The sequence below is a fragment of the Photobacterium sp. genome (assembly GCF_033720175.1).
GTDB lineage: Bacteria > Pseudomonadota > Gammaproteobacteria > Enterobacterales > Vibrionaceae > Photobacterium.
The window spans coordinates 46036-63013 of the sequence record NZ_JAWWDA010000007.1 but is presented as its reverse complement, the minus strand read 5'-3'; the positions used below and the strand labels follow the sequence as shown (position 1 = coordinate 63013).

15 protein-coding genes are annotated in these 16978 nt (G+C 50.1%); 11 read left to right on the top strand and 4 right to left on the bottom strand.

Features of this window, described 5'->3' with window-relative positions; translation table 11 throughout:
* Nucleotides 1-5 precede the first annotated feature (5 nt).
* The 3 genes from argB (at nt 6) to argH (ending at nt 4064) form a co-directional block, all read left to right on the top strand.
* A complete protein-coding gene (gene argB, locus R3289_RS09745) occupies nt 6-785 on the top strand; it encodes an acetylglutamate kinase (protein ID WP_318925313.1) in 780 nt (259 codons plus the stop codon).
* Between the two features lie 136 nt (nt 786-921).
* Nucleotides 922-2136 (top strand): argininosuccinate synthase, encoded by a 1215-nt coding sequence (locus R3289_RS09740; protein WP_318925312.1) that lies wholly within the window; start codon nt 922-924, stop codon nt 2134-2136.
* 50 nt (nt 2137-2186) lie between these two features.
* Nucleotides 2187-4064: an argininosuccinate lyase gene (gene argH / locus R3289_RS09735; protein ID WP_318925311.1), complete on the top strand. Its 1878-nt coding sequence runs from the start codon at nt 2187-2189 to the stop codon at nt 4062-4064.
* Nucleotides 4065-4156: 92 nt separating this feature from the next.
* Here the strand turns inward: argH and R3289_RS09730 are convergent, their stop codons facing one another.
* The 3 genes from R3289_RS09730 to R3289_RS09720 form a co-directional block, all read right to left on the bottom strand.
* Nucleotides 4157-4423, bottom strand: coding sequence for a DUF3624 domain-containing protein (locus R3289_RS09730; RefSeq protein ID WP_318925310.1), 267 nt, complete (start codon nt 4421-4423; stop codon nt 4157-4159).
* A gap of 143 nt (nt 4424-4566) precedes the next feature.
* Nucleotides 4567-6018, bottom strand: coding sequence for a dihydrolipoyl dehydrogenase (locus tag R3289_RS09725; protein WP_318925309.1), 1452 nt, complete (start codon nt 6016-6018; stop codon nt 4567-4569).
* 98 nt (nt 6019-6116) lie between these two features.
* On the bottom strand, nt 6117-6845 hold the full coding sequence (locus tag R3289_RS09720) for a glutathione peroxidase (protein ID WP_318925308.1): 729 nt from the start codon (nt 6843-6845) through the stop codon (nt 6117-6119).
* A gap of 160 nt (nt 6846-7005) precedes the next feature.
* On the opposite strand from R3289_RS09720, the gene oxyR reads away from it, so the two are divergent.
* Nucleotides 7006-7905 (top strand): DNA-binding transcriptional regulator OxyR, encoded by a 900-nt coding sequence (gene oxyR, locus R3289_RS09715; RefSeq protein WP_318925307.1) that lies wholly within the window; start codon nt 7006-7008, stop codon nt 7903-7905.
* Nucleotides 7906-7965: 60 nt separating this feature from the next.
* Here oxyR and R3289_RS09710 read toward each other — a convergent pair whose 3' ends face one another.
* The gene (locus R3289_RS09710; RefSeq protein ID WP_318925306.1) at nt 7966-10539 is read right to left on the bottom strand and encodes a PBP1A family penicillin-binding protein; all 2574 of its coding nucleotides are present in this window, start codon (nt 10537-10539) and stop codon (nt 7966-7968) included.
* Between the two features lie 151 nt (nt 10540-10690).
* On the opposite strand from R3289_RS09710, the gene pilM reads away from it, so the two are divergent.
* The 7 genes from pilM (at nt 10691) to aroB (ending at nt 16966) form a co-directional block, all read left to right on the top strand.
* On the top strand, nt 10691-11719 hold the full coding sequence (gene pilM, locus R3289_RS09705) for a type IV pilus assembly protein PilM (RefSeq protein ID WP_318925305.1): 1029 nt from the start codon (nt 10691-10693) through the stop codon (nt 11717-11719).
* Nucleotides 11716-12330, top strand: a complete 615-nt coding sequence (locus tag R3289_RS09700) for a PilN domain-containing protein (RefSeq protein ID WP_318925304.1) — start codon at nt 11716-11718, stop codon at nt 12328-12330. Before pilM ends, R3289_RS09700 begins: the two co-directional genes overlap by 4 nt.
* Nucleotides 12327-12911 carry a type 4a pilus biogenesis protein PilO gene (locus R3289_RS09695; protein ID WP_318925303.1) on the top strand — a complete coding sequence of 195 codons (585 nt, stop codon included), beginning with the start codon at nt 12327-12329 and terminating at the stop codon, nt 12909-12911. Before R3289_RS09700 ends, R3289_RS09695 begins: the two co-directional genes overlap by 4 nt.
* A 15-nt stretch (nt 12912-12926) precedes the next feature.
* Complete coding sequence (locus R3289_RS09690) at nt 12927-13445, top strand: pilus assembly protein PilP (protein ID WP_318925302.1); 519 nt, start codon at nt 12927-12929, stop codon at nt 13443-13445.
* Between the two features lie 25 nt (nt 13446-13470).
* Entirely contained in the window at nt 13471-15186 is a 1716-nt protein-coding gene (locus R3289_RS09685) for a type IV pilus secretin PilQ (RefSeq protein WP_413466692.1), read from the top strand.
* A gap of 161 nt (nt 15187-15347) precedes the next feature.
* Nucleotides 15348-15866, top strand: a complete 519-nt coding sequence (gene aroK / locus R3289_RS09680; protein WP_107283445.1) for a shikimate kinase AroK — start codon at nt 15348-15350, stop codon at nt 15864-15866.
* A gap of 20 nt (nt 15867-15886) precedes the next feature.
* Nucleotides 15887-16966 carry a 3-dehydroquinate synthase gene (aroB, locus tag R3289_RS09675; RefSeq protein WP_318925301.1) on the top strand — a complete coding sequence of 360 codons (1080 nt, stop codon included), beginning with the start codon at nt 15887-15889 and terminating at the stop codon, nt 16964-16966.
* Nucleotides 16967-16978 lie beyond the last annotated feature (12 nt).

The following is a 16978-nucleotide window of genomic DNA, read 5'->3' as shown; positions in this document are numbered from 1 at the left end:
TCACCATGAGTCAGATCCCTTTGGTTATTAAATTAGGCGGTGCAGCGCTGTCGTGTGATGAAACGCTGGAAAAGTTGTTTGATGCCATTCATCACTATCAGGAAAGCGCCCAGCGTCCATTACTGATCGTACATGGCGGCGGTTACCTGGTTGATGATTTGATGAAGAAATTACAACTGGAGACCGTTAAGAAAGAAGGGCTTCGGGTAACGCCGAAAGAGCTGATCCCATTTATTGCCGGCGCATTGGCGGGAACCGCGAACAAAATACTCCAAGGACAAGCGATGAAAGCCGGTGTTTCGGCGGTGGGGCTGAGTCTGGCTGATGGCGGGCTGTGTCAGGTCACCGAATTGGATCCGGACTTAGGGGCGGTGGGTAAGGCCGCGCCGGGTAACTGCGACCTGGTAAGCCAAATCATGGCGTCGGGTTATTTGCCTATCGTCAGTTCAATTGGCCTTAATGCCAACGGTGAACTGATGAATGTGAATGCCGATCAGGCGGCTGTTGCTGTCGCCGCCGCTCTCGATGCGGAATTGGTACTGCTGTCGGATGTCAGCGGCGTATTAGATGGCAAGGGACACCTGATCCCGAGCCTAACAGAGCAACAAGCTGAAGCCTTGATCACTCAAGCGGTGATCACTGACGGCATGATCGTAAAAGTTCGTGCGGCTTTTGAAGCGGCAAAAGCCTTAGGCCGTCCGATTGAAGTCGCCACCTGGCGTTATCCCGACAGGCTGGCAGCATTATTTGATGGCCAGAGTATCGGTACTAAATTTTCGGTGTAAAGCCTGTATTCACTGTCACTGCCAACAGTACAGTCGAAATGGGGTTTTAACAAAAACAGTTGTAGAACAATTTATTTCAGAACATTTTAAAGCAGCCTGAACGGGATGACCGTCGAGCGGGCACGAGGAGAGCATCATGAGCAAGGTAACTAAAGTCGTATTAGCCTATTCCGGCGGTCTGGATACATCAGCAATCATTCCATGGCTGAAAGAGAACTATGACTGTGAAGTGGTTGCGTTCGTTGCCGATGTTGGCCAGGGCGCAGCAGAGCTTGAAGGCATTGAAGAGAAGGCCATCGCATCAGGTGCATCATCTTGTTATATCGCCGATCTGAAAGAAGAGATGGTGGCAGACTATATCTACCCAAGCTTGAAAACCGGTGCGATTTATGAGGGGAAATACCTCCTGGGTACGTCCATGGCGCGTCCAATCATTGCCAAAGCGCAGGTCGAGTGTGCCCTGAAAGTGGGGGCGGATGCACTGTGCCATGGCTGTACAGGTAAAGGCAACGACCAGGTTCGTTTTGAAGGAGCCTTCGCTGCTCTGGCTCCGCACCTTACTGTGATTGCACCTTGGCGTGAATGGGATCTGCGTAGCCGTGAAGCCCTGCTGGATTACCTGGCAGAGCGTGATATCCCTTGCACTTCAACATTGGAAAAAATCTATTCGCGTGACGCCAATGCATGGCATATCTCTACCGAAGGCGGTGTGCTGGAAGATACGTGGAACCAGCCGAATGAACTATGCTGGGTATGGACAAAAGATCCGGAAGACGCACCAAACACCCCGGAAACAGTGTCAATTCTGGTCGAGAAAGGCGAAGTCGTTGCGGTTGACGGCAAGGCAATGTCACCATTTAATGCCCTGACATATCTCAATGAAAAAGGTGCCGAGCACGGTGTCGGTCGTATCGATATCGTTGAAAACCGTCTGGTTGGCATGAAGTCCCGTGGTTGTTATGAAACGCCGGGTGGCACCATCATGAACGAAGCCCTGCGTGCCGTTGAGCAACTCGTGCTGGATAAAGAATCGTACGAGTTCCGTGAAACGGTCGGCTTGAAAGCCTCGCACCTCATCTACGATGGCCGCTGGTTTACCCCTCTGTGTAAATCGATTTTAGCCGCCGCCGAGGAACTTGCTAAAGATGTGAGTGGCGAAGTTGTGGTAAAACTGTATAAAGGTCAGGCGACTGTGGTTCAGAAACGCTCGCTGAACAGCTTGTACTCAGAAGAGTTTGCGACCTTCGGGGAAGATGAGGTGTATGACCACAGTCATGCCGGCGGCTTTATTCGTCTTTACTCGCTGGCAAGTCGTATTCGTGCGTTGAACGAACTGAAAAAACAAAAATAATTTCATTGAAGCAATGAGCAAGTCGAGTCGCGAAGCATAGGAGAAGTACCATGGCATTATGGGGCGGACGTTTTAGTCAGGCAGCTGACACACGGTTTAAGCAGTTCAACGATTCACTACGTTTTGATTACCGTTTGGCGGAGCAGGACATCGTTGGTTCTATAGCATGGTCAAAAGCACTGCACCAGGTTGATGTGTTGACGGAAGGTGAGCAGCAGCGGTTAGAGCTGGCGCTGAATGAGCTGAAACTAGCCGTGATGGAAGATCCGGAGCAGATTTTACATTCTGATGCCGAAGACATTCACAGCTGGGTTGAGCAACAGCTAATCGGCAAAGTCGGTGATTTAGGTAAGAAGCTGCACACGGGACGTTCTCGTAACGACCAGGTCGCGACTGATCTGAAACTTTGGTGCCGTCAGCAGGGGCAAGAGCTTCTTCTTATGCTTGATAAATTGCAAAATCAGCTAGTGTCGGTGGCGCGTGAGCATCAAGCCACCGTCCTGCCTGGTTATACCCATTTGCAACGTGCTCAGCCCGTCACGTTTGCCCATTGGTGTCTGGCTTACGTTGAAATGTTTGAGCGTGATTACTCGCGTTTGCATGATGCGTTAAATCGCCTTGATACCTGTCCTCTGGGCTCTGGCGCACTGGCGGGTACGGCATATCCGATTGATCGTGAAATGCTGGCCCATAGCCTTGGTTTTCAACGGGCGACTCGTAACAGCTTAGATTCAGTCTCTGACCGCGATCATGTGATGGAATTGCTATCGACGGCGTCAATTTCGATGCTGCACCTGTCACGGATGGCGGAAGACTTAATCTTCTATAACTCGGGTGAATCGAATTTCATTGAGTTAGCGGATACCGTGACATCAGGATCGTCACTGATGCCACAAAAGAAAAATCCGGATGCTCTTGAACTTATCCGAGGTAAATGTGGCCGGGTCTACGGGGCCATGACGGGTATGATGATGACCGTTAAAGCGTTACCACTGGCTTACAACAAAGACATGCAGGAAGATAAAGAAGGTCTTTTTGATGCGCTAGACAGCTGGAATGACTGCATGGAAATGGCAGCACTCTGTTTTGACGGTATTCAGGTTAACAAAGAGCGTACTCTCGAAGCTGCCATGCAAGGCTATTCGAATGCCACAGAGCTGGCGGATTACCTGGTGGCAAAAGGCATTCCGTTCCGCGAGGCGCACCACATTGTGGGGGTAGCGGTTGTGGCCGCTATTGCTAAAGGATGTGCCTTAGAAGAGCTGTCACTTGATGAGATGAAAGCATTTTCTGCGGTAATTGAAGAGGATGTCTATCCGATCCTGACTATTGAGTCATGCTTAGATAAGCGTTGCGCGCTAGGAGGCGTGGCGCCTAATCAGGTCGACTATGCGATTGGGCAGGTTGAGAAGCGGTTAGAGAAGCGTTATTCACCCGAGGTGAAAGTACGCGGCGCTCGTCTCACTGATCTCGACGCGATTGAAGGCATGGTGGTTTACTGGGCTGGCCTGGGTGAAAATCTGCCGCGTAAACGCAATGAACTGGTGCGCGATATCGGCTCTTTTGCGGTCGCCGAACACCACGGTACTGTAACAGGCTGTGCCTCGCTTTATGTTTATGATTCAGGTCTGGCTGAAATCCGCTCGCTGGGTATAGAAGCCGGCTGGCAGCATCAGGGGCAGGGCAAGGCGGTTGTCGAGTATTTGCTTGAGAAGGCCCGCCAGATGGCGATTAAGAATGTCTTTGTCCTAACCCGGGTGCCAGAATTCTTTATGAAGCAGGGCTTTATACCGACATCTAAATCATTGCTGCCGGAAAAGGTGATGAAAGATTGCGATCGTTGCCCGCGTCAGCATGCCTGCGATGAAGTGGCACTGGAGGTGCGGCTGGATCAGGAACTGGCTATTCCGACCGTGAATGTGGCTTAAATCTGAATTTATCGGCCTTTTTGGATAAAACGACTTAAAAGATAAAAACCGGTCTATTAGCCGGTTTTTTCTTTAATAACAAGAATTTCAGACTATTTCATCCCGGTTGGTCTGATACGTAGGCGCCGAATGAAGGCGACCAGCAGGTGGGCCGCGAGCAACAGTGAAAATGCACTGGCGGCAAAGATGAGGGCGATAGATTCAACCATGGCAGGTTGGCTACGGTAGAAATACCACCACGCGGCCCAACTTAATCCACTTAGCATGGTTAGCTGCCCCATGCATTGGCGACAACGGCCTAACTTTTGTTTGAACGCCTGTTGGCTGAAAGCACGACTGCGGCAGCGGTTACATCCCATTGTTTAGTTCTCAAATCACCCCATGACACCTGCATTGTACGCTTAATTAGGCGCAAACACTTTCAGCTATGCGCTAACGGAAAGCCCTCACCAGGTGAGGGCATATTTTTACCGGTATTACTGGTACCAGTACATTCTATTGATTAGCAGCCCGGGCCGCAGTCCAGGCAGTGTTTAATCATTGCCGGACCCAGGTGCAGCCTGGCGTTCAGGTCACGCAGGGCGGTACGGACACCTTCTTCAATCACCGGGTGGTAGAAAGGCATATCCAGCATCTCGGCAACGGTCATCTTGTTCTGGTGCGCCCACGCCAGCAGGTGCGCCAGATGTTCGGCATTCGGGCCAATCATCTCGGCACCCAGGAAGCGTCCGGTTCCGTGTTCGCCGTAAACATGCAGCACCCCTTTGTTGCGCAGCATGACACGTGAGCGGCCTTGGTTTTCAAATGACACCTCACCGGTTTCGAAGCAACCGCAGTTGCCAAGGCGGGTGATGATTTCCTTGTGGGTTTCACCAACCATTGCGATTTGCGGGTCGGAAAATACCGCCGAGATCGTGGAGCGGCGCAGTCCGGCGCGGATATCCGGGAAGCGTCCGGCATTATCGCCAGCAATCCGTGCCTGATCGGCAGCTTCATGCAGCAGCGGTAGCTGGTTGCTGGCATCGCCGGCGATGAAAATGCTGTCGACGGACGTTTGCAGAGTGAAGTGATCGGCAGCAGGTACACCGCGTTCATCCAGCTCAAGCGTGGTGTTTTCAATCGCCAGCTTGTCGACGTTAGGTCGACGACCGGTTGCGGCCAGTACGTAATCAACGGTGATCTCTTTGAGCTCGCCATCTTTGCCGCAATATTTGATTTCAATGACGTCTCCTTGGCGCTTCATGCTGTCCAGTTTGACATCGGCATCGAGGTAAAACTCTTCGTTGAAGGTTTTATCGGCATAGGCCATCACAGCTGGGTCGGTGAGCGGGCCAACCTGGCCGCCAAGGCCAAACATTACCACTTCAACCCCAAGGCGTTTTAGCGCCTGACCAAGTTCAAGGCCAATCACGCCCGGACCAAATACGGCCACTGAGCGGGGGAGGTCGTCCCAGTCAAATACATCGTCATTGATGATCAGGCGATCCCCCAGCTCATTCCACGCTGCAGGGTAAGCCGGCCGAGAGCCGGTAGCGATAACAATACGCTTGGCCGTGATCTGGGTATGGTCATCAACAGCCAGGGTCGTGTTGTCGATAAATGTGGCATAGCCAGAAATTTTGTCTTCCGCAGGGATCTCATCAACCCCTTCCAGCACAAAGCCAACAAAGCGGTCGCGTTCACGCTTTACCCGGTCCATGACTTCACGGCCGTTAATCACGATTTCTCCCTGTGGATGAATACCGAAGCCCGGTGCTTTTTCGATCTGGTGAACGCTTTCCGCCGCGGCGATCAGTAGTTTCGATGGCATGCAACCCACACGTGCACAAGTGGTGCCGTAAGGGCCGCCTTCAACTATTACTACATTATCTGTATGGGCTTTGGCTGCACGGTATGCGCCCAGGCCTGCAGTACCACCACCAATAACTGCAACATCAACATTCAGGGTTTTCATTTCGGTTCTCTCCAGTCAAGTCTTGCCAGTATCCGGCCTAAATCTCCGTCATGGTGGGGTACGCTCACCCCACCCACTTTATTATTGCTTTGGCCGGATTAGCCTAGGTACGCTTCTAGTTCTTCGCTGCCACCGATGTGTTTACCACCGATGAATACCTGAGGTACTGTGCTCTTGCCTGATACGGCACGCAGGCTCACTGTCGTTGCATCTTTACCTAGGATTACCTCTTCATACTGAAGACCTTTATCGATAAGATTCTGTTTTGCCTTGGCACAGAACGGACAGCCCGGCTTAGTGAATACAGTGATTGACTCTTGCATCTTGTGGTTTGGTGCAACGTAGTTCAGCATGGTGTCGGCATCTGAGACTTTGAACGGGTCGCCTGGTTCGTCATTTTCGATGAACATTTTTGTTACTACACCGTTCTTGACCAGCATGCTGTAGCGCCATGAACGCGGGCCGAAACCGATCTCTTTTTTGTCGACTAGCATACCCATGCCCTGTGAAAACTCACCGTTACCATCTGGGATGAAAGTGATGTTTTCTGCTTCCTGATCGGCTTTCCATGCGTTCATTACGAAGGTATCGTTTACTGATACACACAGAATGTCGTCAACACCGTGCTCAGAAAAAACGGATGCCAGCTCGTTGTAACGCGGCAGGTGGCTTGAAGAACAAGTCGGGGTAAATGCCCCCGGCAGGCTGAAAACCACCACCGTTTTGTTTGCGAATAACTCTTCTGTTGTCACGTTTACCCATTGGTCGCCCTGGCGGGTTGGGAAAGTAACTTGTGGTACAGCCTGACCTTCTTTAGATGTAAACATAATCGTATTCCTTAAATTTTAATTGTTTGTCTGGTTCAATTGGAGCGTATCAATCTGCTCTCCGTTTTGATGTGATGATTATGCGATTTCTGGCTTGATAGCTCCAATCGTTTGCTGCTATGGTTTTGATAGTTAATTCCTATCGTTGAGCAAAAGCCACATGAACATCCGTGATCTTGAATATCTGGTTGCTTTATCTGAGCACAAACATTTCAGAAAGGCGGCAGAAGCCTGCTTTGTCAGTCAGCCGACGCTGAGCGGGCAGATCCGCAAGCTGGAAGACGAATTAGGGGTCTCGTTGCTAGAGCGTACCAGTCGCCGGGTGTTATTTACCGATGCCGGGCTGAGTCTGGTGGCGCAGGCACAGAAGGTCTTGGTGGAAGTGAAAGTTCTGACCGAATTGGCAAGCCAGCAAGGTGAAAGTATGGCTGGCCCGCTGCATATCGGTTTTATTCCAACGGTTGGTCCGTACCTGTTGCCGTTGATTATCCCAACCCTCAAGCAGTCATTTCCCGATTTGGAATTGTTCCTGCATGAGGCTCAAACCCATCAGCTGGTGCATCAGCTTGAAACTGGCAAGCTGGACTGCCTTATTCTGGCTGCGGTAAAAGAAACCGAACATTTTATTGAGCTGCCATTGTACGACGAACCTATGGTTGTTGCTGTTCCCGATGTTCATCCCTGGGCAGAGAAAACGTCGCTGGATATGGCCAGCCTCAGTGGTGAAACTTTGCTGATGTTAGGGGATGGCCACTGCTTGCGTGATCAGGCGATGGGATTTTGCTTTGCTGCCGGCGCCAAAGAAGACGGCCAATTTAAAGCGACCAGTTTAGAGACGCTGCGTAACATGGTAGCGGCAGGCAGTGGGATTACGTTGTTGCCGAAGCTGGCGACACCAAAAGCGCACAGTCGTGATGGTGTCAGTTATATTAGGGCTTATGATCCGGCACCGACCCGATTGATCACCTTAGCTTACCGGCCAGGCTCACCGCTGCGGGAGCGTTATGAAAAAATAGCGTGGTTGATCAAAGAGCAGATACCTGCGGCGCTGGCGGAGTAGGTACAAAAAAAGCGCCATTCCGGCGCTCTTTTTGTGTGGGTCTTGATTAGCCGATGTTACTCAGAACAGTTCATCAGAGCTCTCTGATTCAAACACGCCGTATGATCCGCCCTCAGTCACCATCTCGGTTGGCTCTGAGCCTTTGGTGAAGTATTCAAACATTGAGCTAAAATCATCACGGTTGGATAATTTGCCGGTTTCACGGTCAATACGCACCGTCACGATATCATTCGGCAGTTGCTTACGTTGAACCGGGACATCTTCCAGCGCGGCCTTCATGAACTCGACCCATGCCGGTTGAGCTGTTTTTGCCCCCGCCTCACCGCCGGAAATCTGCTCTTTGTCCAGATTATTGTTCCAGGACGCTCTGCCAAGCTCGCGGCTATGGCTGTCAAAGCCGACCCAGGCCGTCGCGACAATGTTCGGTCCGAAACCCGAGTACCACGCATCTTTCGATCCGTTAGTGGTACCGGTCTTGCCGCCGATATCGCGTCGCTTCAGTACCTGACCCCGCCAGCCGGTGCCATTCCAGCCAGAACCATAGCGCCAGTCACCACCGCCCCAGATATTACTTTCCATCATCTCACGCACCAGAAATGCATTTTGCTCTGAAATTACTTGAGGCGCGTAGTTAACCTGCTGCTGATCGAGTTCCTGATCACTGCCGGCAGTACTCAGTTCCTGCTCACTAATGGCAATATCGTTCAGCACCGCTCGGCTGGTCGCGACAGGATCCCCTGCTTGCTGTTGTTCCTGCTGACATTTACTATTGCACACAATGTTTGGGTTGGCCTGATAGATCAGGTTGCCATAGGGATCTTCAACTCGTTCAATAAAGTAAGGCTCAACATAGTAACCACCGTTAGCGAAAACAGAAAAACCTTGTGCCATTTCTATCGGTGTTAAGTTACCGGCGCCCAGAGCGATGGCCTCGGCGCGAGGTAAGTCTTCACGTTTAAAGCCAAAGCGGGTCAGGTAACTGATGGTTTGATCTAGGCCGACACTCCGCAATACCCGAACGGCCATTACGTTCTTCGATTGGGCTAAGCCCAGGCGCAGACGTGTCGGACCATTATAGGTTGGCGGTGAGTTTTTCGGACGCCACGCGGTTCCCTGACTCTGATCCCAGCGGTTAACGGGGGCATCATTGACTAAGGTCGCCAGTGTCATACCGTTATCTAAAGCAGCAGAATAAATAAAGGGCTTGATACTCGAGCCGACCTGGCGCACTGACTGGGTAGCACGGTTAAACTTACTGTGGACAAAATTAAAGCCGCCGACCATTGCCGAGACTGCGCCATTGTGCGGTGAAACGGCCACAAAAGCGGTATTGGCATCGGGAACCTGACTCAGTATCCAGGCTTGACTTTCGGTATTGTCTTCACTGGTGCGAGTTTGTTGCTGTACCCAGATTTGCTCACCGGTTGTCAGGATCTCGGTGGCAGATTTTGGCGCGGGACCCTGACGGGTATCGGTGATAAATTGACGAGCCCACTTCATGCCATCCCATTCGATGCTAACGTGTTCACCGCTTTTGATCACAACCTCGGCAGACTGGCTATTTACTTTGGTGACAACGGCTGCGACTAAGTCACCGTAGGCAGGCTGTTTATTCAGGTGCTCGGTGATTGAAGTGGTACCCCATGCGGCTTGGCCGGGTTGCCACAGTGTCGCCACGGCACCACGATAGCCGTGGCGCTGATCATAATTTAGCAAGTTGCTGATGGCGGCACGTTCCGCCGCCCTTTGTAAGGTTGCATTCACGGTGGTGTAGATACGCATCCCGGAGACATATGCATCCTCACCATAGCGTTCAAGCATCCAGGCACGGGCGCGTTCAGCAAAATACGGTGCATTCAACTCAATTTCTGCGCCATGGTAACGAGCAGTGATAGGTTCAGAGCGCGCCTGATTCAGTTCGTTTTGAGTAATGTAGCCTTCATCAAACATCCGGCCCAAGACGACATTGCGGCGTGTTGTTGCACGATCCAGCGAGTAAATTGGGTTCATGGTTGACGGGGCTTTGGGTAAGCCGGAAATCACCGCAATTTCACTGAGCGTCAGTTGACCGACCTCCTTGCCGAAATATACTTGTGCCGCCGCCCCGACCCCATAAGAACGATAACCGAGATATATTTTATTGAGGTAGAGTTCCAGAATTTCATCTTTACTCAGCAACTGCTCGATATGAATAGCGATAAAGATCTCTTTGATCTTACGCATGATTTTCTTCTCGTTAGAGAGAAAGAAGTTGCGCGCGAGCTGCTGGGTAATCGTACTCGCTCCCTGCTTGGCTGAACCAGAAGTGGCAACGACAAATGCGGCACGGGCAATACCTATCGGGTCAATTCCCGGATGCTCGTAATAACGGCTGTCTTCGGTAGCAATAAATGCGTTTAGCATTTGAGGTGGAATGTCTTTCAGTTCTAATGGGATACGCCGCTTCTCACCGAATTGTGAGATCAGCTGTCCATCAGCACTAAATACCTGCATGGGGGTTTGCAGCTCGATATTTTTTAGTGTTGCAACATCTGGGAGCTCTGGTTTTACATAGAAGTAAAAGCCAAAGATTGTACTGACTCCAAGAGTTATGCAAATCATTGCAAGTATAAGTAATCGCTTTATGAACTTCACTTGAGATTTCCCGTTACGCCATCGTCCAACCGGTCATTATCCATTATCTTTCAACCAATAGTATAAAGATAAACAGAAATAAAATTAATGCCACTGGATGGTGTTTATTAGAAATAGTTTGCTTTTCCGTTATCAGGGAGCATAACACGGTATGTTTCGTAACCCATTAAGTGTCGGAATAGATATTGGCAACCACAGCGTTAAAGCGGTTGTGCTGAATCAAAAAAAAGACCAACTGAAATTATCTGGCTTTGCTGAAATCATTCTGACTTCTGGAATTATTAATGATCAGCATAGCGTGAACACCACCGCCTTATTGTCAGTGATGCGTAAATTAAAAAAGCGCTTACCTTTTGGCGCAAGAAAAGTGACGCTGGCCCTACCCGATAGCGCAGTGATCAGTAAAGTCATTCAGCTCGATGCTGATCTGAGTGACGAAGAGGCCGAGTTTGCCGTTTCTCAGGCACTTGGAGCCTCGTCACCCTTTCCGGTCGAAGAACTCTGGATGGATTTCTTTCCCTTGGTCTCCGATTCGTTTGCCTCACCGGCAATGACGGTACCGTATCAGGTTTTTGCCTCACGCAAAGACACCATCGATAGTCGTATTGCCGCGATTAAAAAAGCCGGTCTAAGCCCGAAAGTGATGGAGCTACAAACCCATGCTTTGCTGTGGCTGGCCGACCATTACAGGACAACGTCGGGAATGAATGATCATTGGTGCGTCGTTGATATAGGTAAGCGCCAGACCGGATTCTGTATTAAACCCACTGGCGCGGCGGCCTATCATCGAGAAATCGCCTTTGGTACCAGCCAGATCCCGGACACCAGTGTCGGGGGGGGTGACAACATGCGGATGCTCTCATTGCCAGAACAACCTTCTTCATTACCGTCAGATGTGATGGAAAGTTTTACCAAGCAACTGGCCAATCACCTGAAACGTCAATTTCAGCTGTATAACTCCACCCATCCACGAGCAGCACTGAAAGGTCTCTGGCTGTGTGGTGGGGGCCAGGATGTGGTCTCTGATGAGTTACTCAGCCGCTGGCTGGGCATTGAGGCGGTATGGATGAATCCGTTGAGTTGCTTTTCCAGCAGTCGAAAACTTGATGTTATCTCTACGGGAAGGTACAGCCAGTATGCCGTTGCGGCGGGATTAGCACTTCGCGGACTTGCCGAATGATCGATAAATTAAACCTGCTGCCATGGCGTGAAGATAAGCGGAAAAAACACAAGCAACGTTTTGTCGCCCTGCTGGTGGTTGCCGTCGCCACGGTTGTGGCGGTTCATTGGTTGGCTGCCAGTTATATCGTTGAGCAAAAGGCATTACAGCAGTCACGAAATCAGCGGTTACAGCAAGAGATTGCGGTTTTGGAGCGGCGACGGGCATTTTTACCCGAGCTCGATAAACAGCGTGATGCGTTAAACAAGCGTTTGCAGGTGATTGTTGATATTCAGCAAGAGCGGAATCGGGTGACTCAACTTTTCAGTCTGTTACCGGCACTAGTGCCTCCCGGTGTTTATCTGGAAGATTTAACGTTAAAAGCGGGAAACGTATCGCTCAATGGCGTGGGTGAGTCGAATGGCCGGTTGGCATCGCTGCTATCGAATGCAGAGCATTCAGTCTGGCTGGAAAATGTGGCGATGCATTCGATTATTGCAACCAAAGGAAAAAATGCAGAGGAGCTCACTCGTTTCAAAGCGTCTTTCAACATGGTCAGGGCCACGGATGAGGATCCGGCTGCCGCGCAAGAGCAACCTAAACCGAAGCGCCCGCAAGGAGAAAAAGGGTGAGTGACTGGCATGATTTAGATTTAGATGAAATCACGGATTGGCCGATTATTCCGCAGTCGGTTGTCGTACTCTTTCTGGCACTCGTTGTCGCCGCAGTTGGTTACTGGTACTGGCTGACCCCGTTGCAACATGAGCTGGTAAGCCTTAAGCAGCAAGAGATGGCGTTACGGGTCAAGCTGATTGACCGAGCCGCCCAGGTCGCTGAGTTGCCGACACTGAAAAAACAGATTGAGGAGCTGGAGCAGCGTTACCACACCGTGATCAACCAGCTGCCGGTAGAAAAAGAGCTGGCGAGCTTATTGTCAGGCATCAATGATATCGGGATCAGAAACGGGCTGGAGTTCCAGCGTATTCAATGGGCGCCGCGCATTGAACTGCAATGGTATTACGAGCTGCCGCTGAATATGCAATTAACCGGCAGTTATGAGGAAATCGGTCAGTTTGCAGCATCGATTGCCAAGCTATCCCGTATTGTCACGCTGAAAGACTTTGATTTAAAAGTGGTCGAACAAACTGGGCAGCAAGAGACGTTGTCGCTGAAAGTCTCTGCCAGTACCTATCGCTTTAAAGCTTCCGAGTAATTATCAGGGATCACCATGAATAAATTATGGCTTACTGTACCGCTGACGTTATTGCTTTTGGGGTGCCAAGCCAATGAAGAACCGATCCAGGCGTTTATCTCACAAGCTTATACCGAGGCGAAAGCTAACGTTGAGCCGCTACCCGAACCGTTTGTGTTTGTTGCTGACGAATTTGTGATGACCAGCCACCGGATCCCCTTTGTTCGTCCTCGGCCTGAGCAGCAGGATCGCGAAGAGGGCAGTAACAAAGACTGCTGGCAGCCGGACTTACAACGAACCCGAACATCCCTGGAAAACTATCCGCTCGGCCAACTGACGATGAAAGGTGTGCTTGGCGATGACAGCTTGCTCTGGGCATTAATTTATACCCCGGAAGGAAAGCTGGTAAAAATTCGGGAAGGGCATTATCTCGGCTTAAACCATGGCAAGGTCCAGCGTGTTAGTTCCCGTAGTATTGAGATTGAAGAAACGTTGCCCGATGGCGTTGGTTGTTGGCTGACAAGGCCAATGAAGCTGACTCTGACTCAGCCCTAAAGACAAGGAAGAGGCTCAAAAACGAATGAAAATAAATGTTCCGACAGTCATGACAGCAAAAATTGTGCGTCTGCTTGTTCTCTGTTTGTGCATTGCTCCTATGGCATGGACAGTTGCCGCAGCCAGCAAAATGGATAATCAGGTTACCAAGATTGATTTTAAACGCGACAAGGAGGGGCGGGGGCGTTTAAGTGTGCAGTTGGAAAAAGTGCAGACTTTGGTGGATATACGGAAATCGGGTAACCAGTTGCACGTTGAAATAGTCGATACCAGCATTGCGGATGAGATGATCTATGTGCTGGATGTCGCTGATTTTGCCACGGCAGTGAGTTCGATAGAGACCTTCCGGACGGGCAAAGGTGTCAAGCTGGTGCTTAAGATGACCTCGGCTTTTAACTATGATTATACCTTGAAGGGCACCAGGCTTGACGTGTTGGTCAGCGCCAGACAAAAAAGGGAAGACGAAGTACAACAGCAGAAGCTGGCTTATAAAGGCAAGCCAATATCGATTAACTTTCAGGATGTGCCGGTACGTAATGTGCTGCAGCTTATTGCTGAATATAATGATTTTAACCTGGTCGTCTCTGACACCGTACAGGGTAATGTGACTCTGCGCCTCGATGATGTGCCGTGGCCACAAGTACTGGATATTATTCTGCAGGCCAAAGGGCTGGATAAGCGAGTTCAGGGATCGGTGGTGCTGATCGCGCCAAAGGCTGAGCTGGCACAGAATGAACAGAAAGCGCTGGAGGCAAAGCGCAAAGAAGAAGAGTTGGCGTCACTGCGTTCGGAGCTTATTCAGGTGAGCTATGCCAAAGCCTCGGATTTAGCCAGCTTATTGCAAGGTAGTGAAGGGGGGATCAGCATGTTGTCCCCGCGTGGTTCCCTGCATGTGGATGAGAGAACCAACGCATTAATAATCAAAGATATTAATGACAGTGTTGACGGTATCAAAGCGATTGTTGCCGCCCTGGATAGGCCGGTAAAACAGGTCCAGATTGAAGCGCGTATTGTGACGGTGGATGAAGGTGATGTCGATGAGATCGGGGTTCGCTGGGGGCTTTCGAAGCGAAAGGGTGACTTCACGCTTGGGGGATCCATTGAACATAATCTTGATTCCGTCGGATTATTGGATGGTGACTCAACCGTTGATAACTTTCTTAATGTTAATTTAGCGGCGGTGAAAACCGGGGCATCGAGTATTGCTTTTCAGGTTGCCAAAATTGGCGATATCTTGCTCGATTTGGAGTTGTCAGCGCTGCAGGCTGAATCTAAGGCAGAAATTATTTCCAGTCCGCGTTTAGTGACGACCAACAAGCAAACAGCCTATATCGAGCAGGGAACGGAAATACCTTATCTGGAGGCTGCATCCAGTGGCGCGGTCTCGGTTTCTTTCAAAAAGGCCGTGCTGAGCTTAATGGTTACTCCGCAAATAACACCGGATAATAAGCTGGTGCTTGATCTGGTTGTTACCCAGGATAAGCCGGGTGCTACAATCAGTACTGGCACCGGAGAGGCCGTCGCAATCAATACTCAGCGCATCAGCACCCAGATATTGGTTGAAAATGGAGAGACGGTTGTTCTGGGCGGGATCTATGAACAGCAAATCAATAACTCCGTCGAAAAAGTACCATTATTGGGTGATTTGCCGGTTTTAGGGGCCCTTTTCCGTCATAGTTTGGAAGAAATGGGTAAGCGTGAGTTATTGATTTTTGTCACTCCAACGATCGTTTTTCAGTAAACTTCGCTTTTGATGGGCTCTAGCTATTGCCAAATGGTCGTGAGTCCTGAGATAATTTTCGGTCTTATCACGAATTATATGTGAGGAAGTTGGCGCCTCGGGCTTTTATTCATAGCCTGCGGGCGGTGTCGTTTTCTTAACCGCGCGTAAAATTGCTAAAAATGGCTGAAAAACGAAATATTTTCCTAGTCGGCCCAATGGGTGCCGGCAAAAGTACTATTGGTAGACATCTTGCACAGCAACTGCATATGGAATTCTTTGACTCTGATACAGTCATTGAAGAACGTACCGGTGCTGATATCAGTTGGGTCTTCGATGTTGAAGGCGAAGCTGGTTTCCGCGTTCGCGAAGAAGCTGTCATTGATGATCTGACACAAGAGCAAGGTATTGTGTTAGCGACAGGCGGTGGCTCTGTAACAAGTAAAGAGAACCGTAATCGCTTATCTGCACGTGGTGTGGTGGTTTATCTGGAAACTACTATTGAAAAACAGTTAGCACGTACACAACGTGATAAAAAACGCCCACTGCTGCAGACTGACAAGCCACGCGAAGTGCTGGAGGCACTTGCGGCGGAACGAAACCCGATGTATGAAGAGGTAGCTGACTATGTTGTTCGCACTGACGATCAAAGTGCGAAAGTGGTCGCTAACCAAATCATCAAAATGATTGAAGAGCGTTAATAACACAAGAGAAGCTGACCATGGAACGGATCAACGTCAATTTAGGTGACAGAAGCTATCCTATCTCTATCGGCGCCGAGTTATTTAATAACCCGGCGTTGTTTTCGCCTGTAATCAGTGCAGGTCGACGTGTCGTCGTGGTTAGTAACGAGACAGTCGCGCCGCTTTATGCTGAACAGGTGATGACAACCATCCGCTCATTAGAGTGTGAGGTTGCGCTGCTAGAGTTACCCGATGGCGAGCAATACAAGACGTTAGATACGTTTAACCAAATCATGACCTTCTTACTGGAAGGTAATTATGGCCGTGATGTGGTGATTGTCGCGCTAGGTGGAGGGGTGGTTGGTGATGTGGTCGGTTTTGCTGCGGCAAGTTATCAGCGAGGGGTAGATTTTATTCAGGTACCGACAACATTATTGTCTCAGGTCGATTCATCGGTTGGTGGTAAAACCGCCGTGAATCATCCGCTGGGCAAAAATATGGTCGGGGCTTTTTATCAACCTAAAGCGGTAGTGATTGATAATTATTGCCTGCAAACCTTACCCTCACGCGAATTTGCGGCAGGCATGGCTGAAGTCATTAAATATGGCATTATTGCCGATTATGAATTTTTTGTCTGGTTAGAGCAGAACATTGAAAAACTACAGGCATTGGATAACGATGCGCTGTGTTATGCCATTGGTCGTTGTTGTCAGATCAAGGCCGATGTGGTTGCCGCCGATGAAAAAGAGTCTGGCGTCCGCGCTTTACTCAATTTAGGCCATACGTTCGGTCACGCGATTGAAGCGGAAATGGGCTATGGTCAGTGGTTGCATGGTGAGGCTGTATCGGCCGGTACCGTGTTAGCTGCAAAGACTGCTTGCGAGCAAGGGTTGCTGAGCCAAGGTGACGTGGCCCGTATTATCCGCCTGCATGAGCGTGCACAGTTGCCTGTTCATGCGCCGGACTCGATGAACTTTGACAGTTTTATCAAGCATATGATGCGAGATAAAAAAGTATTATCAGGGCAGTTGAGGCTGGTATTACCAACATCAATTGGTACAGCAGAGGTGGTATCGGATGTATCACACGACGTTCTGCGTCGTGTGATTGATGCTTAAGTTGTAACCGAA

Excerpts from the sequence above, each read along its gene's own strand:
- argH (WP_318925311.1), top strand. The coding sequence starts at position 2,187 with ATGGCATTATGGGGCGGACGTTTTAGTCAGGCAGCTGACACACGGTTT.
- R3289_RS09685 (WP_413466692.1), top strand. The coding sequence starts at position 13,471 with ATGAAAATAAATGTTCCGACAGTCATGACAGCAAAAATTGTGCGTCTG.
- pilM (WP_318925305.1), top strand. The coding sequence starts at position 10,691 with ATGTTTCGTAACCCATTAAGTGTCGGAATAGATATTGGCAACCACAGC.
- argB (WP_318925313.1), top strand. The coding sequence starts at position 6 with ATGAGTCAGATCCCTTTGGTTATTAAATTAGGCGGTGCAGCGCTGTCG.
- aroB (WP_318925301.1), top strand. The coding sequence starts at position 15,887 with ATGGAACGGATCAACGTCAATTTAGGTGACAGAAGCTATCCTATCTCT.
- R3289_RS09725 (WP_318925309.1), bottom strand. The coding sequence starts at position 6,018 with ATGAAAACCCTGAATGTTGATGTTGCAGTTATTGGTGGTGGTACTGCA.
- R3289_RS09700 (WP_318925304.1), top strand. The coding sequence starts at position 11,716 with ATGATCGATAAATTAAACCTGCTGCCATGGCGTGAAGATAAGCGGAAA.
- R3289_RS09730 (WP_318925310.1), bottom strand. The coding sequence starts at position 4,423 with ATGGGATGTAACCGCTGCCGCAGTCGTGCTTTCAGCCAACAGGCGTTC.
- R3289_RS09690 (WP_318925302.1), top strand. The coding sequence starts at position 12,927 with ATGAATAAATTATGGCTTACTGTACCGCTGACGTTATTGCTTTTGGGG.
- R3289_RS09740 (WP_318925312.1), top strand. The coding sequence starts at position 922 with ATGAGCAAGGTAACTAAAGTCGTATTAGCCTATTCCGGCGGTCTGGAT.
- oxyR (WP_318925307.1), top strand. The coding sequence starts at position 7,006 with ATGAACATCCGTGATCTTGAATATCTGGTTGCTTTATCTGAGCACAAA.
- aroK (WP_107283445.1), top strand. The coding sequence starts at position 15,348 with ATGGCTGAAAAACGAAATATTTTCCTAGTCGGCCCAATGGGTGCCGGC.
- R3289_RS09720 (WP_318925308.1), bottom strand. The coding sequence starts at position 6,845 with ATGTTTACATCTAAAGAAGGTCAGGCTGTACCACAAGTTACTTTCCCA.